At 72.9% G+C, this 19,859-nt stretch carries 17 protein-coding genes and 1 pseudogene; 12 read left to right on the plus strand and 6 right to left on the minus strand.

The features are described from left to right. Nucleotides 1-128 precede the first annotated feature (128 nt). The gene (locus tag ACZ66Z_RS31960; protein ID WP_469939052.1) at nucleotides 129-2,429 is read right to left on the minus strand and encodes an FUSC family protein; all 2,301 of its coding nucleotides are present in this window, start codon (nucleotides 2,427-2,429) and stop codon (nucleotides 129-131) included. Between the two features lie 204 nt (nucleotides 2,430-2,633). Here ACZ66Z_RS31960 and ACZ66Z_RS31965 point away from each other — a divergent pair, with 204 nt between their 5' ends. After that, nucleotides 2,634-4,130 carry an MFS transporter gene (locus tag ACZ66Z_RS31965; RefSeq protein WP_469939149.1) on the plus strand — a complete coding sequence of 499 codons (1,497 nt, stop codon included), beginning with the start codon at nucleotides 2,634-2,636 and terminating at the stop codon, nucleotides 4,128-4,130. Next, nucleotides 4,127-4,810, plus strand: coding sequence for a TetR/AcrR family transcriptional regulator (locus ACZ66Z_RS31970; protein ID WP_469939053.1), 684 nt, complete (start codon nucleotides 4,127-4,129; stop codon nucleotides 4,808-4,810). Before ACZ66Z_RS31965 ends, ACZ66Z_RS31970 begins: the two co-directional genes overlap by 4 nt. 179 nt (nucleotides 4,811-4,989) lie before the next feature. Here ACZ66Z_RS31970 and ACZ66Z_RS31975 read toward each other — a convergent pair whose 3' ends face one another. The 3 genes from ACZ66Z_RS31975 to arr form a co-directional block, all read right to left on the minus strand. Continuing rightward, on the minus strand, nucleotides 4,990-5,373 hold the full coding sequence (locus ACZ66Z_RS31975; RefSeq protein WP_469939055.1) for a DUF6479 family protein: 384 nt from the start codon (nucleotides 5,371-5,373) through the stop codon (nucleotides 4,990-4,992). Nucleotides 5,374-5,569: 196 nt separating this feature from the next. Continuing rightward, nucleotides 5,570-7,063 carry an MFS transporter gene (locus ACZ66Z_RS31980; protein WP_469939057.1) on the minus strand — a complete coding sequence of 498 codons (1,494 nt, stop codon included), beginning with the start codon at nucleotides 7,061-7,063 and terminating at the stop codon, nucleotides 5,570-5,572. Nucleotides 7,064-7,329: 266 nt separating this feature from the next. Then, entirely contained in the window at nucleotides 7,330-7,758 is a 429-nt protein-coding gene (gene arr, locus ACZ66Z_RS31985) for an NAD(+)--rifampin ADP-ribosyltransferase (protein ID WP_469939058.1), read from the minus strand. A 134-nt stretch (nucleotides 7,759-7,892) separates the two neighbouring features. Here arr and ACZ66Z_RS31990 point away from each other — a divergent pair, with 134 nt between their 5' ends. From ACZ66Z_RS31990 to ACZ66Z_RS32015, 6 genes are all read left to right on the plus strand, one after another. Next, nucleotides 7,893-8,405 (plus strand): GNAT family N-acetyltransferase, encoded by a 513-nt coding sequence (locus ACZ66Z_RS31990; protein ID WP_469939060.1) that lies wholly within the window; start codon nucleotides 7,893-7,895, stop codon nucleotides 8,403-8,405. Between the two features lie 433 nt (nucleotides 8,406-8,838). Further along, on the plus strand, nucleotides 8,839-10,857 hold the full coding sequence (locus tag ACZ66Z_RS31995; protein WP_469939061.1) for an ABC transporter ATP-binding protein: 2,019 nt from the start codon (nucleotides 8,839-8,841) through the stop codon (nucleotides 10,855-10,857). A gap of 153 nt (nucleotides 10,858-11,010) precedes the next feature. Then, entirely contained in the window at nucleotides 11,011-12,225 is a 1,215-nt protein-coding gene (locus ACZ66Z_RS32000; protein ID WP_469939062.1) for a protein-L-isoaspartate O-methyltransferase family protein, read from the plus strand. Further along, complete coding sequence (locus ACZ66Z_RS32005) at nucleotides 12,225-12,386, plus strand: hypothetical protein (RefSeq protein WP_469939064.1); 162 nt, start codon at nucleotides 12,225-12,227, stop codon at nucleotides 12,384-12,386. Before ACZ66Z_RS32000 ends, ACZ66Z_RS32005 begins: the two co-directional genes overlap by 1 nt. Then, on the plus strand, nucleotides 12,383-12,970 hold the full coding sequence (locus ACZ66Z_RS32010; protein ID WP_469939066.1) for an NUDIX hydrolase: 588 nt from the start codon (nucleotides 12,383-12,385) through the stop codon (nucleotides 12,968-12,970). Before ACZ66Z_RS32005 ends, ACZ66Z_RS32010 begins: the two co-directional genes overlap by 4 nt. A 527-nt stretch (nucleotides 12,971-13,497) precedes the next feature. Continuing rightward, complete coding sequence (locus ACZ66Z_RS32015) at nucleotides 13,498-14,268, plus strand: NUDIX hydrolase (protein WP_469939068.1); 771 nt, start codon at nucleotides 13,498-13,500, stop codon at nucleotides 14,266-14,268. 640 nt (nucleotides 14,269-14,908) lie between these two features. On the opposite strand, the gene ACZ66Z_RS32020 is transcribed toward ACZ66Z_RS32015, so the two are convergent. Beyond that, nucleotides 14,909-15,760, minus strand: coding sequence for a LysR family transcriptional regulator (locus ACZ66Z_RS32020; RefSeq protein ID WP_469939069.1), 852 nt, complete (start codon nucleotides 15,758-15,760; stop codon nucleotides 14,909-14,911). An 81-nt stretch (nucleotides 15,761-15,841) separates the two neighbouring features. Between ACZ66Z_RS32020 and ACZ66Z_RS32025 the strand changes: the two genes are divergently transcribed. Beyond that, nucleotides 15,842-16,336, plus strand: coding sequence for a cupin domain-containing protein (locus ACZ66Z_RS32025; RefSeq protein WP_469939070.1), 495 nt, complete (start codon nucleotides 15,842-15,844; stop codon nucleotides 16,334-16,336). A gap of 149 nt (nucleotides 16,337-16,485) precedes the next feature. Here the strand turns inward: ACZ66Z_RS32025 and ACZ66Z_RS32030 are convergent, their stop codons facing one another. Beyond that, a complete protein-coding gene (locus ACZ66Z_RS32030; protein ID WP_469939071.1) occupies nucleotides 16,486-17,577 on the minus strand; it encodes a serine hydrolase domain-containing protein in 1,092 nt (363 codons plus the stop codon). Between the two features lie 173 nt (nucleotides 17,578-17,750). Here ACZ66Z_RS32030 and ACZ66Z_RS32035 point away from each other — a divergent pair, with 173 nt between their 5' ends. The 3 genes and pseudogenes from ACZ66Z_RS32035 to ACZ66Z_RS32045 form a co-directional block, all read left to right on the plus strand. Then, entirely contained in the window at nucleotides 17,751-18,407 is a 657-nt protein-coding gene (locus tag ACZ66Z_RS32035) for a TetR/AcrR family transcriptional regulator (RefSeq protein ID WP_469939073.1), read from the plus strand. A gap of 331 nt (nucleotides 18,408-18,738) precedes the next feature. Then, nucleotides 18,739-19,575, plus strand: coding sequence for an oxygenase MpaB family protein (locus tag ACZ66Z_RS32040; protein WP_469939151.1), 837 nt, complete (start codon nucleotides 18,739-18,741; stop codon nucleotides 19,573-19,575). A gap of 15 nt (nucleotides 19,576-19,590) precedes the next feature. Further along, nucleotides 19,591-19,812: pseudogene (locus ACZ66Z_RS32045) on the plus strand (hypothetical protein); the annotation flags it as partial. Nucleotides 19,813-19,859: the final 47 nt, after the last annotated feature.

The raw sequence follows: 19,859 nt of genomic DNA on the forward strand, positions 1-19,859 counted from the left end.
GGTACCGCTTCCGCATCCCCCGTACGACGGCGCCCACGCCCGTGTCCACCGGCCCGACGCCGGTCCCCCGCCCTGCCGCGTCCCGTCGGCCGACTCCGACGTCCCGAGCGCCGGTGGGCACGGCACCGTCATCGCGCGGGCCGGCCGGGCGGGCCGGTACCGACGTCCGGCGGACCGGTGGCGTCATCGCCGGAGGGGGCGCGAGCTCCGGTGTGCGGGGACGGCTGTGCGCCGTACGCGTCGACGGTGCGGGCCCCGCCGACGGGCGCGTCGGCCCCGGTGTCGGCAGCACCGGCGGCGTCGGTGTCGGCATCTCCTGCGAGCCGCGCCAGGTCCGTCGTCAGTGAGGCCAGCCAGGACACCGTCGCGTAGTACACGCGCGGTGCGCCGGGCGGGTCGTCGGCGAAGGCTGCGGAGGTCATCGGGGCGTGGAGCGGCACCGGCGTCTCCACGGTGTCCCCGGTGGGGTCGATGCGGGCGGAAGCCAGCAGCATGTCCGCCGCGACCCGGTCGCCCGTGCGGATGAGGGACTCCGCGGCTCCTCTCCGCAGCGGCGGAGCCACGACCGGCTCGGGAGGCACGAGAAGCCGGTCGGCGCCCCACAGCGTGTGGTGCCCGGCGATGAGCGCGGCCTGCCAGTCCTGGCCGACCGGCGGCGGGGCGGGCCCCTCGGGTTCGCTCAGGTACTGCGCGTACGCCGACTCCGCCATGACCAGGGCGTGCTGCAGCGAACGGTGTCCCGGCGCGGTGACCACCGGCACGCGCCGCCCGCCCGCCGCGATCTGCGCCGTCGTGGCCACGACGATCTCCGCGGCGATCCGCAGGAGCAACGCGACCGACCGCCGCAACTCGTCGTGGGCACCGCGCGGCCAGGCCAGCAGCCCGAACACGGCGCCGATCGCGCTGCCCGTCAGCACGTCGAGCAGCCGGAACTCGGCGAGCTGCCAGGTGGCCGGCGCCAGCTGCGCGAAGACCAGGGCGACCACCACCGTGAACAGCGCCTGCGCCCACCCGAGGCCCTTCACCGGCCCCAGCGTGAAGGTCATCAGCATCAGCGGGGGCAGGGCCACCGCGTAGACCTCGATGTCGGTGCCGACCAGCGCCAGCAGCGCCGCCGCGACCAACGCACCGACGAGAGTGCCGGTCAGCGCCGTCCGCTCCGTCTTCCGGGTCTCCCGTGCCGTCGTACGCGTCAGCGTCAAGGTGGCCAGCAACACCCAGAAGCCGTGCGGGAGGGTGTCGACGCCCGCGATCCACCGGGCCGCCGCCAGGGCCAGACTGATCCGTACGGCGTTCTGGAAGAACACCGACCGGCCGCCGACGTGACCCGACAGGCGCCACCACCACAGCCGTGGCGCCCGCATCCGCGCGTACCAGAACCGGCCGGGCACCGGCACGTCGGCCGCTCGGCCCCGCACGGCGATGTCGGACGCGGTGGACATCGCGAGCGCCGCGTCCGCCAGCTCCAGGAGCGCCGCGTTGCGACGCAGCACGGCGGGAGTGCCTCCCCCGGCCGCCGCCAGGGTCCGACGGATCTGCCGCAGACGGGCGTGCGCCCGTCCGTCGGGGGCTCCGCCCCGCAGCCGGGCGGCGGTCTCCCCCGCCACGTCCCCGACCGCCCGCAACGGGTCCGGGTCCCCGGCCCCCGACGACGTCTCGGCCTCTCCGGCCCGGGGAGGCGGCGGCAACACCGTCAGCCGGCCGAGCAGGGTGCGCGTCGCCAGGCCCGTGTGGGCCAACGCCCTCGGTCTCAGGCCCGCTCCGGCCGGCCGCTCCGCCTCGGGCACGCGCGAGGAACGGAGCCCCGCGCTCAGGGTCCGGGCGGTGCGCAGCGTGGCCTCCGGCAGCGTGTACGGGGCGGAACGCAGCAGGTCCGCGCAGCGCGCCGCGCCGTCGGCGGCCCTGGCGGCCCGTTCGCGGTAGGGCAGGGCCGCCGGCTCGGGCAGCAGCAGCATCTCCGCGATGACGAGCAGGACGAGCCCGAAGGTCGCCCCCACCAGCCGTTCGCCCAGCGAACCGGGGTCGTAGGGCGGGAACGACGGCAGGATGTACATCAACTGCAGCCCCGTGGCCGCACCGGCGAACCGTGGTCCTCCGACGGCCATGAACGCGAGCGCGAACCCGACGACCAGCATGCCGACCACGGCGCTCCACGTCCGCACGGACAGGTACGTGCCGAGCGTGATCAGCACCCAGCACACCGGCACCACGCCCACCAGCAGCGTGGCCCGCTGGCGCCCGGAGCCGGGGAGACGAGAGAGCCCGGCCATGGCGATCGCGCCGAACAGGGCGTACGTGGCGCCGACCGCCGAGTCGAAGCCGCGGAGAAGTACGTAGAACCCGGCCGTGGCGGCGATCGTGACGCGCAGGGCCCTGCGCGCCGCCGCCCGGTAGGCGGGCGACGGCCGTCGCGGGAAGGCGCCACCCATGCCCTCAGCATCACCCGCTCCGCCGCGCCCGGCACGGCGAGGGGCCTGCCGCCCCGGCCGGCGAGAAGGCATCGCCCTTGGCAGGGGGTGCACACCTGTTTACCCTGGGGGTGAACGTATGTACACCCCCAGCCCTCGCTTGCCTCGCCCGCCTCGCCTCGCCTCGCCTCGCCTCGCCTCGCCTCGCCTCGCCTCTGGAGCATGATGACCTCCGCCGAACCCGTGCCCGACACGACGTCCGGGCCCGCCCGTTCCCGGTTCGTCGTCCCCGTCCTCGCCTTCTGCGGCGTGGTCGTCGCCGTCATGCAGACCCTCGTCGTGCCGCTCCTGCCGCACGTCCCCGAGCTGACGGGGGCGAGCGCGGGCGCGGCGGGCTGGCTCGTGACCGTCACCCTCCTCACCGGCGCGGTGTTCACTCCGGTGCTCGGCCGGGTCGGCGACATGTACGGCAAGAGGCGGGTCCTCCTCGTGTCGCTCGGGGTGCTCACCCTCGGGTCCGTGTTCTGTGCGGTCAGTTCCGACATCGGCGTGCTGATCACCGGCCGGGCCCTCCAGGGCGCGGCTCTCGCGGTGATCCCCCTCGGCATCAGCATCATCCGCGACGAGCTCCCCGCCGAACGCGTCCTGCCGTCGATCGCGCTCATGAGCTCCACCCTCGGCATCGGCGCGGCGATCGGACTCCCCCTGGCCGCCGTGGTGACGGAGAACTTCGACTGGCACACCATGTTCTGGGCGTCCGCCGCGCTCGGCCTGCTCGACCTCCTGCTCGTGCTGTGGATCGTGCCGGAGTCGGCCGTGCGCTCCCGGGGGCGCTTCGACGTGCCGGGCACGCTGGGCCTCGCGGTCCTGCTGGTCGGCGTGCTCCTGGCGATCACCCAGGGCTCCGGCTGGGGCTGGACCTCCGCGCTGACGCTCGGTCTACTCGGCGCCTCGGTGGCCGTGGGCCTGCTCTGGGGCCGGTACGAACTGCGCACCCCGTCCCCGATCATGGACCTCAGGGTGTCCGCCCGGCCCGCCGTGCTGCTGACCAACGTCGCGGCCCTGCTCATCGGCTTCTCGTTCTACGCCAACTCCCTGGTCACCGCCCAGCTCGTGCAGGAGCCCACGAGCACCGGCTACGGCCTCGGTGCCTCCATCGTCGTCAGCGGACTCTGCCTGCTGCCCGGTGGGCTCGCGATGGTGGCCCTGTCCCCGCTCTCGGCGCGGATGTCCGCCACGTACGGGCCCCGCACCGCACTCGCCGTCGCGGCGGTCGTCATGGCCCTGGGCTATGTGGTGCGCTTCTTCACCAGTCACAGCCTCTGGCTGATCGTCGGCGGCGCCACCGTGGTCGCCTGCGGCACCGCCATCGCCTACTCGGCGTTGCCCGCCCTCGTCATGCGGGCCGTGCCGGTGAGCGAGACCGCGTCGGCCAACGGCCTCAACACCCTGATGCGTTCCGTGGGACAGGCCGGTTGCAGCGCCGTGGTCACCGCCGTGCTGGCCCGTGTGACCTTCGTGGCCGACGGCCGGACCGCACCGACGCTCCACGCCTACCTGCTGATCTTCCTGATCGCCGCCGGAGCGGCCCTCGCCGCCCTCGTCGCCACCCTCCTCCTGCCGTCCGACCGGCCGGGCCGGGGCGCTCCGCGCGACGGCGACCGCTCGGGCGGTACGGTCACGGTGCCACCGCCCGCCAGCGCCGCCCGAGGAAACGCATGAGCACCGCCGAAGAACCCGTCTTCCCGGCCACGGCCGACGCGGATCGAACCGTCCGCCAGGAAGCCGGAAACCCTCCCCCGGGGGGAGGGGAAGCGGGCCCGGAGACCGGACGCGAGGCCATCGTCCGCGCCGCGCGGAGGGCCTTCACGCTCAAACCGTACGCCGAGGTCACCATGCGCGGCATCGCCGCGGCGGCCGGGGTGAGCCCGTCCCTGATCGTCAAACGCTTCGGCAGCAAGGAAGCCCTGTTCAACACGGTCGTCGACTTCCGCCCGGCCGCCGCCGAACTCTTCGCCGCCCCGCTGCCCGACCTCGGCCGGCACCTCGTCCTGACCATGGTCGACCTCCGCGACCGGCTCCGCGGGGACCCGCTCCTGCGCGTCGTGTTCTCCCTCGGCATCGAGGACGAACGCACCCTGCTGCGCGCCCGTTTCCGCGAGCAGATCACCGACCGTCTCACGGACGTCCTCACCGGCCCCCACGCCCGGCTGCGCGCCGAACTCGTCGCCGGTCAGCTCCTGGGTCTGGGCGCCACCCTGAGCCTTCACCGCCCCGACGGCGCCAGCGCCAACGCCACCGCCGAACGGCTCGCGGACCTCTACGGCCCCGCCATCCAGCACCTCGTCGACGGGGGCGCCACCCGGGTGCAGGGCGCCTGTGCTCCCACCGACAGCCCTTAGGGACCGCGGGAGAAGGCGGAGCCTCCACCGTTCGGGGGGTTACGGCGGAGGCTCCATGGACATTTCTGCCGACGCGGCGGTCCGGATGCGGCTCGATACGGCTGATGCGATTCGCTACGACTGACGCTGCTTGATCCAGCTGACGCGGCTTGATCACGCTGGTGCGGCGCGGCGGTGGCTCAGTCTCCGTGGCCCGTTCCGCCGCTGCCGAAACCGCCGCTGGAGATGCCGCGCCACTTGCGCTTCTCCTCGCTCTGCGGTTCGGTGTCGGGATCGCCCGAGTTCTTCAGGTTGTAGGGCCTGAGCCGGTGCTCACCGTCGGTCTGCGGCACCTCGGACGGCTTTCGGTACTCGGACATCTCGCCGGGCGCCCGGCCCGTGTCGGGCCGCTGGGGCTGCGACTCCGGGTCCGGCGGCGGAAGCTCGCGGTTCTTGACCCGGATGCCCAACACGAAGGCTCCGATCAGGACCGCGACCACAAGCAGCCCGCCCAGCACCTGGGCCAGACCGGACTGCCAGACACCGGCCGCAAGTACCGGCTCCTGCAAAACGTGCGTGTGCATGGACGTACCTCGCTCGTCTCTCCGCGGGCCGAACCCCGAGTCGGTGGTCCGGCCACGTCTTCTGTCCTTCTGCTCGCCCACCGGGTGCGGATGCGCGGGCGATCCGGCGTCTCGGCCGGCCCACTGATCGCGTCCGGGAGGGCGTCCCGGTTCACGGTTCGTGTTCGTGGTTCGTGCAGCGGTCTCCTTCGCCGCGTCAGGTAGGGGTCGGCTCCGCCTCGTCGCGGGCCGTGGACAAGGGCTCGGCGATGTCCTCCAGGGAGCGGCGTTCCGCCTTCACGGCGAGGAAGGCGGCCACGAGTCCGGCCGCGCACATCAGGCCTGCACCGATCTGGAAGGCGAGGACCGTCTCGGACGGGACGCCGGATTCGGTGAGGTCGGCGAAGATCAGGGGGCCGCTGATGCCTCCGGCCGCCGTACCGATCGCGTAGAAGAAGGCGATGGCCATGGCCCGGGTCTCCATCGGGAAGATCTCCGAGACGGTGAGGTACGCGCTCGACGCGCCGGCCGACGCGAAGAAGAGCACGACGCACCAGCAGGCCGTGAGGGTGGTGGCGCTGAGCACGCCGCTGCCGAACAGCCAGGCCGTGCCGAACAGCAGCAGGCCCGAGAGCAGATAGGTCGACGAGATCATGATGCGGCGACCGACGGTGTCGAAGAGCTTGCCGAGCAGCAGCGGGCCGAGGAAGTTGCCGGCGGCGATGACGGCGAAGTAGTAACCCGTGTGGCCGGTGGGCACGTCGAAGAAGGTGGTGAGGATCGTGCCGAAGCCGAAGGTGATGGCGTTGTAGAGGAACGCCTGGCCGATGAAGAGCGACAGGCCGAGGACGGCGCGGCGCGGATAACGGCGGAAGACGGTCTTCGCGATCAGGCCGAAGCCGATGCTCCGGCGCTGATGGATGGTGATCTCGCCCGCGGGCTCCGGCAGCGGGCGGCCGTGCTCCTGCTCGACCTCGCGCTCGACGGACGACACGAGTTGTTCGGCGTCCTCGCCGTGGCCGTGGATGAACTGCCATCGTGGGCTCTCCGGCACGTGCCTTCGGACCAGGAGGATCACCAGGCCGAGGACCACGCCGAGGGCGAAACTGAGTCGCCAACCCACGTTGACGGCGAAGATGTTCGTGTCCAGCATGACGATGGAGAGCAGGGCCCCGCCGATCGCGCCCAGCCAGTAGCTGCCGTTGATGATCAGGTCGACCCGGCCCCGGTACAGGGACGGGATCAGTTCGTCGATCGCCGAGTTGATGGCCGCGTACTCCCCGCCGATGCCGAAGCCGGTGAGGAAGCGGAAGAGGAAGAACCACCAGGATTCCATCGACAGGGCGGTGAGGGCCGTGGCTCCGAGGTAGACGACCAGCGTCACCATGAAGAGCTTCTTGCGGCCGTAGCGGTCGGTCAGCCACCCGAAGAACAGCGCTCCGGAACAGGCGCCCGCGACGTACAGGGCGGCGGCCGTTCCGGTGACTTGGGCGGCGGTGATGTCGAGACCGCTGCCGTCCTCGGCGAGGCGGCCCGCGATGTTTCCGACGATCGTCACCTCGAGGCCGTCCAGGATCCACACGGTTCCGAGGCCGATCACGATCATCCAATGCCAGCGTGACCACGGCAGGCGGTCCAGTCGGGCCGGTACGGCCGTGGTCACGGTTCCTGTGGTCGCGGGCACCGAGGCCCGGGTCGGTTCTCTCGTCATGACTCCCTCTCCGTCGGGACCCTTCTGCGAGTGCCCCGCTCGGGAGCGGTCATGTCTGCGCGGACCCGGACGCCGTCTCCAGCATGGGGCCCTCACGGCGGCCGCACCACGCGATCGACCGCCAACCGGGGGACCCGGCGCTCCGCGTCGGGTGCTCCCGCGCACTGCCGGGACGGCGGCCGGGCCCGATCACCGCCGTCGCCGACGCCGTACGGCCGGGGTGGAGATGAGGGTGAGGGCCGGTCATGCCGGGGACGGATCCGCCGTCAGTCCAGGATGGTGGCGAGGCCCTTGCGTCGCAGTTCGTCCAGACCCTCCCGCATGGCCTGGATCTTCTGCGGCGAGTGCCCGCACCACCCCTCCAGTTCGAACAGGACGCGTACGGGCTGACGCGTGCGGTAGGAGCGGGTGGGATTGCCCGGGAACTTCTTGTCGGTGACGTTGGGGTCGTCCTCCAGCTCACCGGTCGGTTCCACCACGTAGATCCGCCCCTGTCCGTCGCCGGCGGCGAGCTCCGCGCCCCAGGCGGCGGCGTCCAGGGTCTCGGAAACGTAGACGTGGCGGGACACGCGCCCTTCCTCGAAATTGGATGCGCGGCCCGGGACCAACAGGTCTCCCGGAGCCAGGTGCGCCTTCGTCCCGTGCAGATAGGTTCCCGCCTCGTACACCTGGAAGGGTACGGGTTCACTGGTCATGGGCACTCCGTATGTCTCGGGCGGCCCGAGGGAGGGGCCGCACTCCGCTGGTGGAATCCTGCCAGCCACGGCTCCGGGAAAACGGCTTTCCGTCGGGGTGGCCCACGGCCCGGCCCCCGGGGCAGTCTGTACGCATGAACGAGTTGCGCGGTTCGGTCGTCGTCCTGCGTCCTTCCGGTCCCGGGGACGTCCCGGCCCTGGCGGCCGTCCGCGCCACCCCGGAGGTCCGGGCACGATGGCGCGGTGGGGACGACATGGCGAAAGAGGTGACCTCCGACCTGGAGGACTCCGACACCCACTGCCTGACGGTCCTCCACCACGACCGGATCGTCGGAATGATCCAGTGGTACTCCGAGGAGGAACCGGACTACCGGCACGCCGGAATCGACCTGTTCCTCGACCCTTCCGTGCACGGCAGGGGCCTCGGCACCGATGCCGTCCGCACCCTCGCCCGCCACCTGATCGACGACCTCGGCCACCATCGGCTCGTCATCGACCCGGCGGTCGACAACGGCGCGGCGATCCGCTGCTACGAGAAGGCGGGGTTCCGCCGCGTCGGCGTGATGCGGCAGTACGAGCGGGGCGAGGACGGCACCTGGCACGACGGACTGCTCATGGACCTGCTGGCGTCCGAACTGGTGCGGTGACGTCGGCCTCTGCGAGGACCGTGCGAGGCTCCCGCCTCGGCTGGGGCGAACACAGGACGCAGCGGCCCTGGACAGCCTCGTTCACCGGGCCGAAATCCTTTGCAGCCGGGCCACCTTGAGTGTCGGCGTTTCGGCCATACCCGGCTTCCGCAAGGACCCCCGTACCGCACGGATCGATGCACACCGCACGAACGGGCTTTCGCCTGACATCAGGGTTCGAATGCCGTCCGAAACACGTGTGTTCGAGACACGGGGCGACGTCGTTGAGCCATCCGACGCCCCCGCTCGAACCATCGGAGACCGTGATGTCCCCTCTTCCCGCTCCTCTTGCCCAGGCCCATTGGCCCGGGCAAGGATTCTCGACGACCACGACCACAGCCCCGACCACGGCAGTGTCCCCGACCACAGCACGCCCGGATGCGGGGTGGGGCGCATGACGGGCAACGGCGACCCCCTGGCAGCCGCCGCGGAGAGCACGTCGGCGTCCGAACAGCTGCTGTTCGGTGGTGAACTCACCTACGACTACGGGTGGGGAGCCCACGACGGTGCCTGGCTGAAGCTGGGTCTGCGCGCGATGGCCGGCTCCCTGCCGAAGCAGGTGTCGGTGGCCGTCCGGCTGGCCCGCGAGGCCGACGCGCGGGCGTTCGCCACGGTCGCCGTGAGCGAGGTCGTCCGCGGCATCACTCAGGCGGTCTCCCTGATCGCGGTCAACACCCTGCTCGTCGAACTGCTCGCCGCGGGCGACATGACCGGCCGGCTGCACGCGGCGCTGCCGTCGCTCGCGCTGGTGGCCGTCCTCGCGGTGATCGGCTCGACGTGTCGGTCGGCCTCGTCCGCCGCGACGGGAATCCTGGAGCCGAAGGCCCAACGGGTGGCGACCGAGCGGTATCTGGGCCTGGTGGCGCGGGTGGAGCTGGAGGCGATCGAGGACGACGCCTTCCACAAGCTGATGGACTCCGCCCAGTGGGGCGCGGACTCGGCGCGGCGGATGGTCGGCTACTGCACCGCCGTGGTCACCTCCGCCATCTCGCTGATCGCCGCCGCCGGCGTGCTCACCGTCCTGCACCCCGTCCTCCTGCCGCTGCTGGTTCTCATGGCGTTGCCGAGCGCGTGGGGCTCGCTGACCATGGCCCGGCACCGGTACATCAGCTGGCACCGCTTCGTGCAGCACGTGCGGGCCGCCAAGCTGATCAGCCAGCTCCTGATCAACCAACAGGCCGCGGCCGAGATCCGCGTCCACGACGCGGCCCCGTTCCTGCTCACGCACTTCCGTCAGATGGCCGAGACCAGCGAGCGGGAGCAGACCCGGCTCGCGTGGACCGGCGCCCGCACCAACCTGGTCGCGGACTCGACGCGCGGCATCGCGACCGTCGCCACCTACGGCGCTCTGGGGCTGCTGCTGTGGCACGGGCAGACGGGCCTGGCCGTCGCGGGCACGGCGGTGCTGGCGATCCGCTCCGGTGCGGCGAGCATCACGGACCTCGTCCTGCGCGTCACCGACGTCCAGGAGGAAGCCCTGTTCGTCGCCGATCTGGAGAAGCTGTGCGAGGAGGCCGCCCGGCGCTCCATTCCCACGGGCGGGCTCGACGTGCCCGAGGACGCGTGCGAGATCCGGTTCGAGAAAGTGACCTTCGCCTATCCCGGGGCCGACGAGCCGTCGCTGCACGAGGTCGACCTCGTCATCCCCCGGGGCAGGACCGTCGCTCTGGTCGGGAGGAACGGCTCGGGCAAGTCGACCCTCGTCCGCCTGCTGAGCGGATCCCGGCTCCCCGACTCCGGCCACGTCCTGTGGGGCGGCGTGAGCACGGCCGAAGCGGACCGCGCGCAGATCTTCGACCGGGTCGCGATGGTCGCCCAGGACTTCTTCCGCTGGCCCTTCACCGCGCGGGTGAACATCGGGATCGGCCGGAGCAGCGCCGCGATGGACGACCGGAGCGTCGAGGCCGCAGCCGTCCACGCGGGTGCCGATGAGGTCGTCAAGGGCCTTCCGCGCGGCCTGGACAGCTTGCTCGTACGCGGTTACAAGGGCGGCCAGGAGATCTCCGGCGGACAGTGGCAGAAGATCGGACTCGCCCGCGCCCGGCACCGCGACGGTGCGGTCCTGATCGTGGACGAGCCGACCAGCGCGCTCGACCCCGCCGCGGAGCAGCGGGTGTTCGACCAGATCCACCGGATGGCCGGCTCGGGCCAGACCACGGTCCTCATCACCCACCGCCTCCACAGTGTCCGGGCCGCCGACCTCATCTACGTGCTCGACGAGGGCAGGGTCGTCGAGCACGGCACCTTCGCGGAGCTCATGGACCCGGCCACCGGGGCGGGCGTGTTCCGGGAGATGTACGAACTGCAGGCGCGCCAGTTCCTCGCCCCTTCGCTGCCGACGCAACCCGTACCGGCGGAAGCGGCGCCGGGCGAGCCGGCCGAGACCGTCGGCGAAGGGCAGGCGCGGTCATGACGCCGCCTGCCTCGAACCCCGGGCCTCGCCGGCGACGCCCCTGCACGCCGACCGCGTTCTCGTACCCGGCGAGTGTCCGGTACGCCCCTCGGATCCGACCCGGCGTGATGCGTGGGCCCGCGACCACTCCCTCACCCGCGAAGGACAGCCCTCATGTCCCTTGATCCCCGGTCCGCCGCGACGAGCCGTCTGCGCACCGCCATGGTCGACCGCCTCACCTCCGCGGGCGTCCTGACCGATCCCTTGCTGCGCGACGCCCTGCTCCACGTGCGCCGCGAGGTCCTTCTGCCCCACGCGTACGTGCGGGTCAGCGGTCCTGGCACCGATCCGATCGAGTGGCGCCTCCTCGACGGCTCGCATCCGGAGGACTGCCGGGAGTGGCTCGACCTGATCCACGGCGACGATTCGATTCTCCTGCAACGCGACGGCGAGCAGCTGGACGCGCTGTTGCGCGGTCCGGTGACCGGCGGGCACATGACCTCGATGTCCACGTACTTCCCTGTCACCGCCGAAGTCCTTCAGGCCCTCCGGCTGGGACCCGGGCAGCGGTATCTGGAACTCGGCCCGGGCCCGGGGGTCTCCCTCGCCCTCGCCGCCGCCGTCACCGGCCCCGGTCTCGCCGTCGGAGTCGAGCGTGACGGCCACATGGCCGCCTTCGCCCGGCGCAACCTCGACCGGCTCGGCCTGGGGGCCGCCGTCGTCGAGGGCGATGCCCTCGAAGGGCACCCGGGAGGAGGGGCGTTCGACCGGATCCACTCCGGCATCGGGGTTCCCTGCGTCCCACGGACATGGGTGGAGCAACTCGCGCCGCGCGGAAGGCTTCTGACGACGCTGGCGACCCGCACACCGAGCTGGCCCGGCCGGCTCTCTGCCATCCGCACCAGGACGGGCCGGGTCGAGGCGACCTTACGGGGCGGGCCGCGCGGGTACCGCCCCATGCTCGGCCACCGGTGGCTCGACGCGATCGACCACCGTGTTCGCATCGAGGTGGATCCCGGCACACCGCGGGCGACCCGGCTCGCGCCGCCGCCGGACGACGCGTACGGCTTCTGGGTGGCCGCCGCCTACCAGGTAGGTGCGGTGGTACGGGACTTCCAGGCGGAGACCATGACCCTCGTCGCTCCCGAGGAGGACTCATGGGCCGTGGCCGGCCCCGGCGACAGGACCGTCCGCGTCCACGGGCCGCGCGACATCTGGGCCGAGCTCGAAGAGCTCCACAGCCGCTGGCGACGGGCGGGGCGGCCGGACGCGTACCGGGTCGAGCTCGGCGACGGCACCGGTCCCCAGCACGTCGCCTCCGGCACGGGGCCGAAGGCTCTCGCCTGGACGCTGCCGCCGTTGCCCGCCGTCCCCCGTGAGGTGTTCTGATGGCATCGGACCGTGTCACCGCCATCGTGCTCGGCCCTCTCCGGGGCGGCCGGTCCGCTGGTTTCCACTCCTCCGGTCCGGGCCGGCCGTACGAGGGGGTCCTCGCCGAGGACGTCGTGCGCACGGTGCGGTCGGCCCGGCGGTCGGGGGACGGCACGTGAGCGGCGTGCGGCACACCGTGTCGGTCGACGTGCACCTGATCGCCGTCCGCGACGGGGAGCGGGGTCCTGAGGTGCTGCTGTCCCGGCGGGCCGGGGACGTGTACGCGTCCGGTCTGTGGCACGCGCCGTCGGGTCACGTGGAGCGGGAGACCGTCGTGGACGCCGTCGTCCGCGAGACGCGGGAGGAGACCGGCCTCGTCGTGGATCCGGTGGACGTGCGCGCGGCCGTGACGGTGCACCACCGGCCGCCGGGCGGCGGACCGGAGCGGGTGGGGTTCTTCTTCGAGGTCCGCCGCTGGCAGGGCACTCCGCGGGTCGTCGAGCCGGACAAGTGCGACGCCATGGGCTGGTTCGCGTTCGACGCGCTGCCGGAGCCGATGGTCGCCTACTGCCGTGCCGGACTCGACGCCTACCGGGCCGGTGCACCGGTCGCACTGCACTTCCACGCCCCCGACGATCCGATCGCCCACGACCCGCGCGTCGACCGTCTCCGTCCCGTCCCGGGGCCGGGGCCCGTCGCCTCCGGCGGGATCACAGCCGCGTGTGGCGCGTGCGCGGGGTGGCGGGTGGCGGGCGGTTCGTGAAGGTCCACCAGAACCAGAAGTTCCACCGCCGCGAGGTGGACGCGTTGAGCGGCTGGGTTCCCGGGCCGGGCGGAGGAGGCGCATCCGGTCGCGAGCGTCGCCCCGGACTCGGTCTCCGGCATCGCTTTCGGGGCCCGGGCCGGGGACCCGGAACTCGTCGAGCACGACCGACGTACGCTCGTCCGCCTGCGCACCGGCAGTGCGTGGCCTTTCCTCCGTACAGGGGGGCGTTGGAGCTGTTCGGCCGGGGCCCGGTCGCGGCCGACCAACTCACGGACCAACTCACGACCGCCCACCGGGGCCGTACCGTCCTTCGTATCCCCCGATCCCCCAAGGCCACCCGTCAGTCCGTCAGTCCGTCAGACCGTCAGACCGTCACCGAACTCACCGCCCCGCCCCTGGTAGCCGCATCCCGGAGAAGACCGAGGAATCATGACCAGCACTCCCGCCACATCACGTGCCTTCCCGAACTCGTCCGACGAGCCCCTCCTCGTCCCCGTCCGGGCCGACGCTCCGGTTCGGTCCTCGTGAACCGCGCCGCCGGCCTGCCCGAGCCGGAGGAGCAGTCCGGGCCCGCCCGGCCCCCGGTCGAGTTCCTCGATGCCCGTGTGCTGCTGTTCGCCGAGCAGGTGGCGCCCGTCCTCTCCCCCTGGGAGAAACGTGAAGTGGACCGGCTCTGGGAGGATACGACGGCCCGCAGTCCCGCCACGTTCGACGGCCCGCTGGTGGCCGCTCTCGGCATCGACCGGTCCGAAGACGGAAGCCTGGTCGTGCGCTGGGCCCCGATGACGTACCGCTACCGTGCCCTGCGCCGGCTGCGGCCACCCGAGCAGGTCCCCGGGTCTGTGTTCGTCACCGTCCTCCTGCCCACCGAGGGCGGCCTCGTGGTCGGGCGCGGGTCTCCCGCCACAGCGGCGCCCGGCCGGTGGAGCCTGCCGGGCGGCGCGGTCGAACCTCCCCTGCCCGGTGAGCCCTTGGACACGGCGGAGCTGCGTCGGCACGCCGCCCGCGAGCTGGTCGAGGAGACCGGTGTGCACGTCGTCGTCGAGGAGCTGCGGCTGTGGGCCCTCAGCCGGGGCAGCCGGTTCGGCAGTCTCGGCTTCCACTTCCTCTGCCCGCCCGTGCCCGGGGCGCTCGTACGCCGCCTGCACGCGGACCTGTCCGTCGCGCAGACCAGGTCCGGCACGGGTCCGGAGCTCGACGAGATCGGCTTCGTACCCTCGCCGACCGCGGTCGGCCGCCTCGGCTTGACGGCGGACTACCTGCCCCAGGTGTTCGACCGGTACTTCACCGCCTGATCCGGACGACACCGCGAGGTCCGCGGGCCGGTGGACTGCTGCCGGATCGCGAGGCGGGCACTGTCGGTCCGGCCGAGCACCCGGGGTTCCAGGTCGTCTGCCGCGATGCCCCTGTCCTCACGCGACGGCCGTGTCCACGGGGAGCGGCTCCGGCTCACGTTCCTTGGACCCGGGGCGCCGTCGCAGCGCGTGCGCCGGAACGCCTTCACCGGGCGCGTCCGCGCTTTCGGGAAGATGCTCACCCCGCTTCAAGGGACCGGGTCCCGCAAGGGCTCAAGACGGTCCGGACGGGCTCTGTCGGAGTCGCTTCGCGGCCTGAGCAGGGTCCGAGTCGACGGCCTCCGAGCTCAACGGCTTCGAACACGTCCCGCGCGCAGTGGATGCCGATCCCCAGTCCACTGGGCCGGAAGACGTGCCGACCCGACCGGTCGGACTCCGGGACCGCGGAGGGATCGCGGAGCGCGTCCAGCACCGCACGGGCCGATTGCCGGGTCCTGCCGATTCGCAACGGGCCGACGCCGGTCGGTGGGGCAAGGGCGAAGTCCGTGCGGGCACGTCCCCAGACAGGTCTGCCGACGGGTCACGAAGGGCCTTCGGGGCCCGAGACGTCACGGGACGTGACAGGAGCGGTCGTCGGTGCTCAGCGACGGTACGCGGCTGCCGCGATCTCGACGAAGGAACGGATCAACGGGTTGGTGTCGCCCTCGTTCCACACCGCCACCACTGGGCTCGGCGGCATGTCGATCAGCGGCACCACGGCCGACTCCGCGGGCAGGTCGTGTACGAGCGGTGCCAGGCCGACCGTGCCGTTCCACAGGACGGCCTGCAGGCATTCCTGGACGGCGCGCACCACGGGGCCCTCGCGTGGCCTGCCACCGTTCCAGTACGACTGCCAGACGGGGTCGGTGCCCTGCGGGAACCGGAACCAGCGGCGGTCGTTCAGCTCGGCCGGCCGCAGCTCGTCGCGGCGGGCCAGCGGATCGTCGGCGCGCAGGACCACGCCGACCGGATCGGTCCGCAGTACGCGTACCGTCAGGGCGGTCTCGTCGAACGGCGCCCGGGTCAGCGCGACGTCGACCAGTCCGGCGCGCAGCCCGCAGGTCGGGTCGGTCAGATCGGTGTCGCGGACGCGGATGCCGGTGCCGGGGCGGCTTCGACGGTAGGCGGCGGCCGGCCTGGCCGCTCCCGGGTCGGTGCCGTCGCCCAGGATGCCGAGGCTGATGGTCGCGGCGCCGGCCGCCGCGCTCACGCGTACCCGGACGCGGTCGGCGCGGTCGAGGAGGGCCCGCGCCTCGTCGAGCAGCACCGAACCCACCGGAGTGAGCGCGACCCCCGTGGGCGAGCGGACGAACAGCAGGGCCCCGACGTCGACCTCCAGCCGCTTGATCGCCCGGCTCAGCGGCGGCTGGCTCATGTGCAGTCGGGTGGCGGCCCGGCCGAAGTGGAGTTCCTCGGCGACCGCCACGAAGGAGCGCAAGGTCCGTAGCTCCACGCGGCAACGATACCCACGGGGTATCGGCGCCGCTGGATGGGTCTTGGACACGGGCGGGGCCCCGGCGGTGCACTCGTGGGCATGACCGAAGAAGCGAAGCGCAGCGAGCCGCAGACCCGCCCGGCCGTGTCGGTGGTGGGCCCCGGCGACGGCGAGACGATCGTTCTGGGCACCACGCACATGCGCGTCCTGGAGGACGGCAGCCACACCGGGCACCGCCTCGCGATCACCGAGTCCGTCCTCGCCCCGCACACCCCGGGACCGCCGCAGCACCGCCACGCCCGACACGACGAGGGCTTCTACGTCCTCTCCGGCACCGTGCGGTTCACCGTCGGGGACGAGGTCCACGACGCCGCCACGGGCACGCTCGTGATGGTTCCGCCCGGTGCCCCGCACACCTTCGCCCACCTGACCGACCAACCCGCCGTCATGCTCAGCACGTTCACCCCCGGGCTGTCCGTGCGGTACTTCCGGGAGCTCCGGGAAATGCTCGCCGACGACCGGCCGTTGACCCCACAGGCCACCATCGACGCGATGAGCCGCTACGCGACCGGGCCCGCAACCGACCTCGACTGAAGCCGCTCGTGGGCCGGGGCGGGGCGGGGCTGGGTCCGGGCGCACGTCCTGTCGTACGCGAGCGGGCTGCTCCTCCTCGTCGGCCCCTCGGCCGTCGGCACCCACGGCGTCAGGCCGCGGAGCCCGTGGCGCTCTCCCCAGGCGTGGCCTCAGCCCTCCCGGTCGACCGCCGTGCGGATCACCGCCGCCACGTCGGCCGCGGTGGTGGCGTCGGGGCCGCCGGTCAGGAGGCTGTGGGTGAAGGCGAAGGAGAGGCCGCGCCGGTGGTCGGCGAAGGCGATGCTGCCGCCGCTGCCGTTGTGGCCGAAGGCCGGTTCGCCGCCCATCGCCGGCAGGTCGAGGAAGTAGCCCATGCCCTTGACGACCGGCGCGCCGAGGATGCGGTCGGGCTCCGCCGTCTGGACCTCGTACAGCCGGGGCAGTGCCTGCTCCGGGAGCAGGCGGACACCGTCCACCTCGCCGAGCAGGGCCGCGTACATCCGGGCCGCCGCCCGGGCGGACACCGTCGCGGCGGCGGGGAGGTCCGCGCGCAGGTAGTCGGGGCGGTTGGCGTTTGCGGCGACGGGCCACACGCCCCGGTTCGGCAGGGCCAGGAAGAAGGGCGCCTCGGCCGGGATCGTCGCGAGGCCCGCCTCCCAGGAGCCCGCCACCAGCGGGACCACGCGGTCCGCGTGCTCCTCGGGGACGCCGTAGAGGAGCGAGTCGGCGATTCCGAGCGGCTCGGCGACGTAGGTCCGCAGGGCCTCCGCGGCGGAGAGGCCGGTGACGCGGCGCACGAGCTCGCCGAGGATCCAGCCGAAGGTCCAGCCGTGGTAGCCGGTGGCGGTGCCCGGCTCCCACAGCGGCTCCTGGCCGGCGACGAGCGCGGCCATGCCGTCGAAGTCGCACAGTTCCTCGACGGTGACGGCCGGCGGCAGTTGCGGCACGCCCGTACGGTGCGCCAGCGCGTCGCGGACGGTGGCGCGGTCCTTGCCGTGGACCCCGAACTCGGGCCAGTACGCGGCGATCGGGGTGTCGTGGTCGAGCAGGCCGCGCTCGGCGAGGACGTGGACGAGGGTCGCCGTCACCCCCTTGCCCGTGGAGAAGCTGTGGAAGAGGGAGTCGGGGCCGACGCCGTCCCCCGCGTGGACGTCGACGATCAGCTCTCCGTGCAGGTACGCGGCGGCCTGCACGCCCTTCTCCCGGCCGGAGTCGACCAGCGATCGGAGGACGTTCTCGACCTGTGCCTGCACGTCCGCCATCGGGGTTCCCCTTTGCCCTTATGCTGTCCTGAACAGCGCTCAAGTCGAACAGTGCTCAAGCTAACCTGAGCGCTGTTCAAGCGTCAAGCGCCACATGCCCGGCACCAGGCACCGAACGCCGGACGTCAAGCGCCGGGCGCCGAGCACCCAGGGAAACGGAAAGGGGCGGACACATGCCGGTACGACGGGCCGATGTGATCGACGCGGCCATGGAACTGCTCGACGAGAGCGGCCTCGACCAGCTCTCGACCCGTCGGATCGCCGACCGGCTCGGCGTCCGCGTCGGTGCCATCTACTGGCACGTGAAGGACAAGGACGAGCTCCTCGCCGAACTCGCGGACAGGATCGTCGGCTCCTGTCTGGACCGGGTCCCCGTCCCGGACGGGAGAGCGGAGCCGCCCGTCGACCCGGACGCACGGCTGACGGCCGCCGCCCATGCCGTACGGGACGCGATGCTCGCCCACCCCGACGGCGCCGCCCTCGTCGCCGGCCACGCCGTGCCGGGGCCGAACTCCCTCGTCCTCGCCGACCGCCTGTGCGGCATCGCCCACGAAGCCGGCCTGCCCCTCCCGCTCGCCGCCGTCGCCGGGGGCACCCTGCTCAACTACGTCACCGGCTTCGTGCTCCAGGAACAGCGCCGCGTGAACCCGCTCCACCACCAGGCGAACACCTCTGTCCCCGCCCCCGACTTCGACCCGGACCGACTCCCCCACCTGACATCGGTCCTGGCCGAAGGCCTCCCCGACGACGACACCGTCTTCGCCGCAGGAATCGACCTCCTCGTCACCGCCGTCACGAACCGGGCCCGGCCCCGCAGACCCAGGCGATGACGGACCCGCTCGTGAGGTGTGAGACGTGGGACGGGATATGACCGTCCCCGTAGGACCAATCCCATACGACCGTTCCCACACGGCCATTCCCGCACGGCCCTCTCCGCGGCCGCATGCCCGGCGGGGTGGCGGTCCGGCCTCGCCGGGGCGGCCTGCGGAGAGGCGTGCGGACCCGGGCGTGCAGGGCGTGTCCGCCCGGCGGCGCCGGAGCGTGGGGGCAAGGGCATCGCCGGGGAGAGCGGCGTCCACCGGGGGCCTGGCGCACACTGGAGGGGTGTTCTGGACCCCACCGTGTCTCGACGAGCTGCGGGAGCGGGCCGGCGAGGCGCTGATGCACCGGGTCGCGGGCCCCACCGCGCACGAGAAGCGGGCCCGCATCCACGGGACGCCGGGCCCGCGCTGGTTCGGTACCGAGCGTCCGGTGCGCCTCGTGCACACGGACGCCGCGATGTACGTCGGCGGGCTCGCCGCCCTGCTCCTGCAGTCGCTGCACCCCGCCGCGATGGCGGCGGTCGCCGCGCACTCCGGGTTCGAGAGCGACCCCTGGGGGCGGCTCCAGCGCACCAGCACCTTCCTGGCGACCACCACGTTCGGTACGGCGCAGGACGCGGAGCGCGCGGTGCTCCGGGTGCGCCGGGTGCACGACTCGGTGCGGGGGCGGACTCCGGAGGGCGTGCCGTACCGGGCCTCCGACCCGCATCTGCTCGCCTGGGTGCACGCGGCCGAGACCGCCTGTTTCCTCAGGGCACACCAGCGGTACGGAAGGCATCCCCTGGGTCCCCGGGCGGCGAACGGCTACGTCGCCGACATGGCACGGGTCGCGCGCCGGCTCGGTGTCGTCGACCCACCGGAGAGCACCACGGAACTGACGTCGCGGCTCGCGGAGTACCGCCCGGAGCTGCGCGCCACCGCGCAGTCCCGGGCCGCGGCGCGCTATCTGCTCTCCCGCCCTCCGCTGCCGTGGCCCGCGCGGCTGCCCTACGCGTTCCTGGCGGCCGCGGCGGTCGAGCTGCTGCCCGCGTGGGTCCGGACCCGCCTCGACCTGCCGTACGCCACGCGCCTGCTGCTTCCGCTCGCCCGTCCCGGCGGACGCGCCGTCGTGGCGGCGATCCGCTGGATCATGCCCTCGGCCCCCCGGGGGACGCGAGCTCCCGCAGCCGGCTCCTGACCGTACGAGCCCTCGGCAGCACGTCCACTGTGGTTCGCGGTCACGGCCTTCAACGCGCCGGGGCAGCGGGAGGGCCCGGGCGTCACCGTCATCATGGGCGGGGTCGGCGTGGCCGTCCTGGGGGTCGCGCTCATCGTGCTGGTGCGGCCGGCTGCCCGCACAGCACGCACGGCCCCGCCGGCTCCTGCACGACGGTTTCGGCCGGCGCGGAAGTCGCGTGCACGGAAGGCGCGGTGAGCGCGCCGGGCCGGAGGCTCTGTGCGGCGCCGCTCAGGACGTCGACC

Source organism: Streptomyces sp. NPDC107498 (assembly GCF_055582805.1).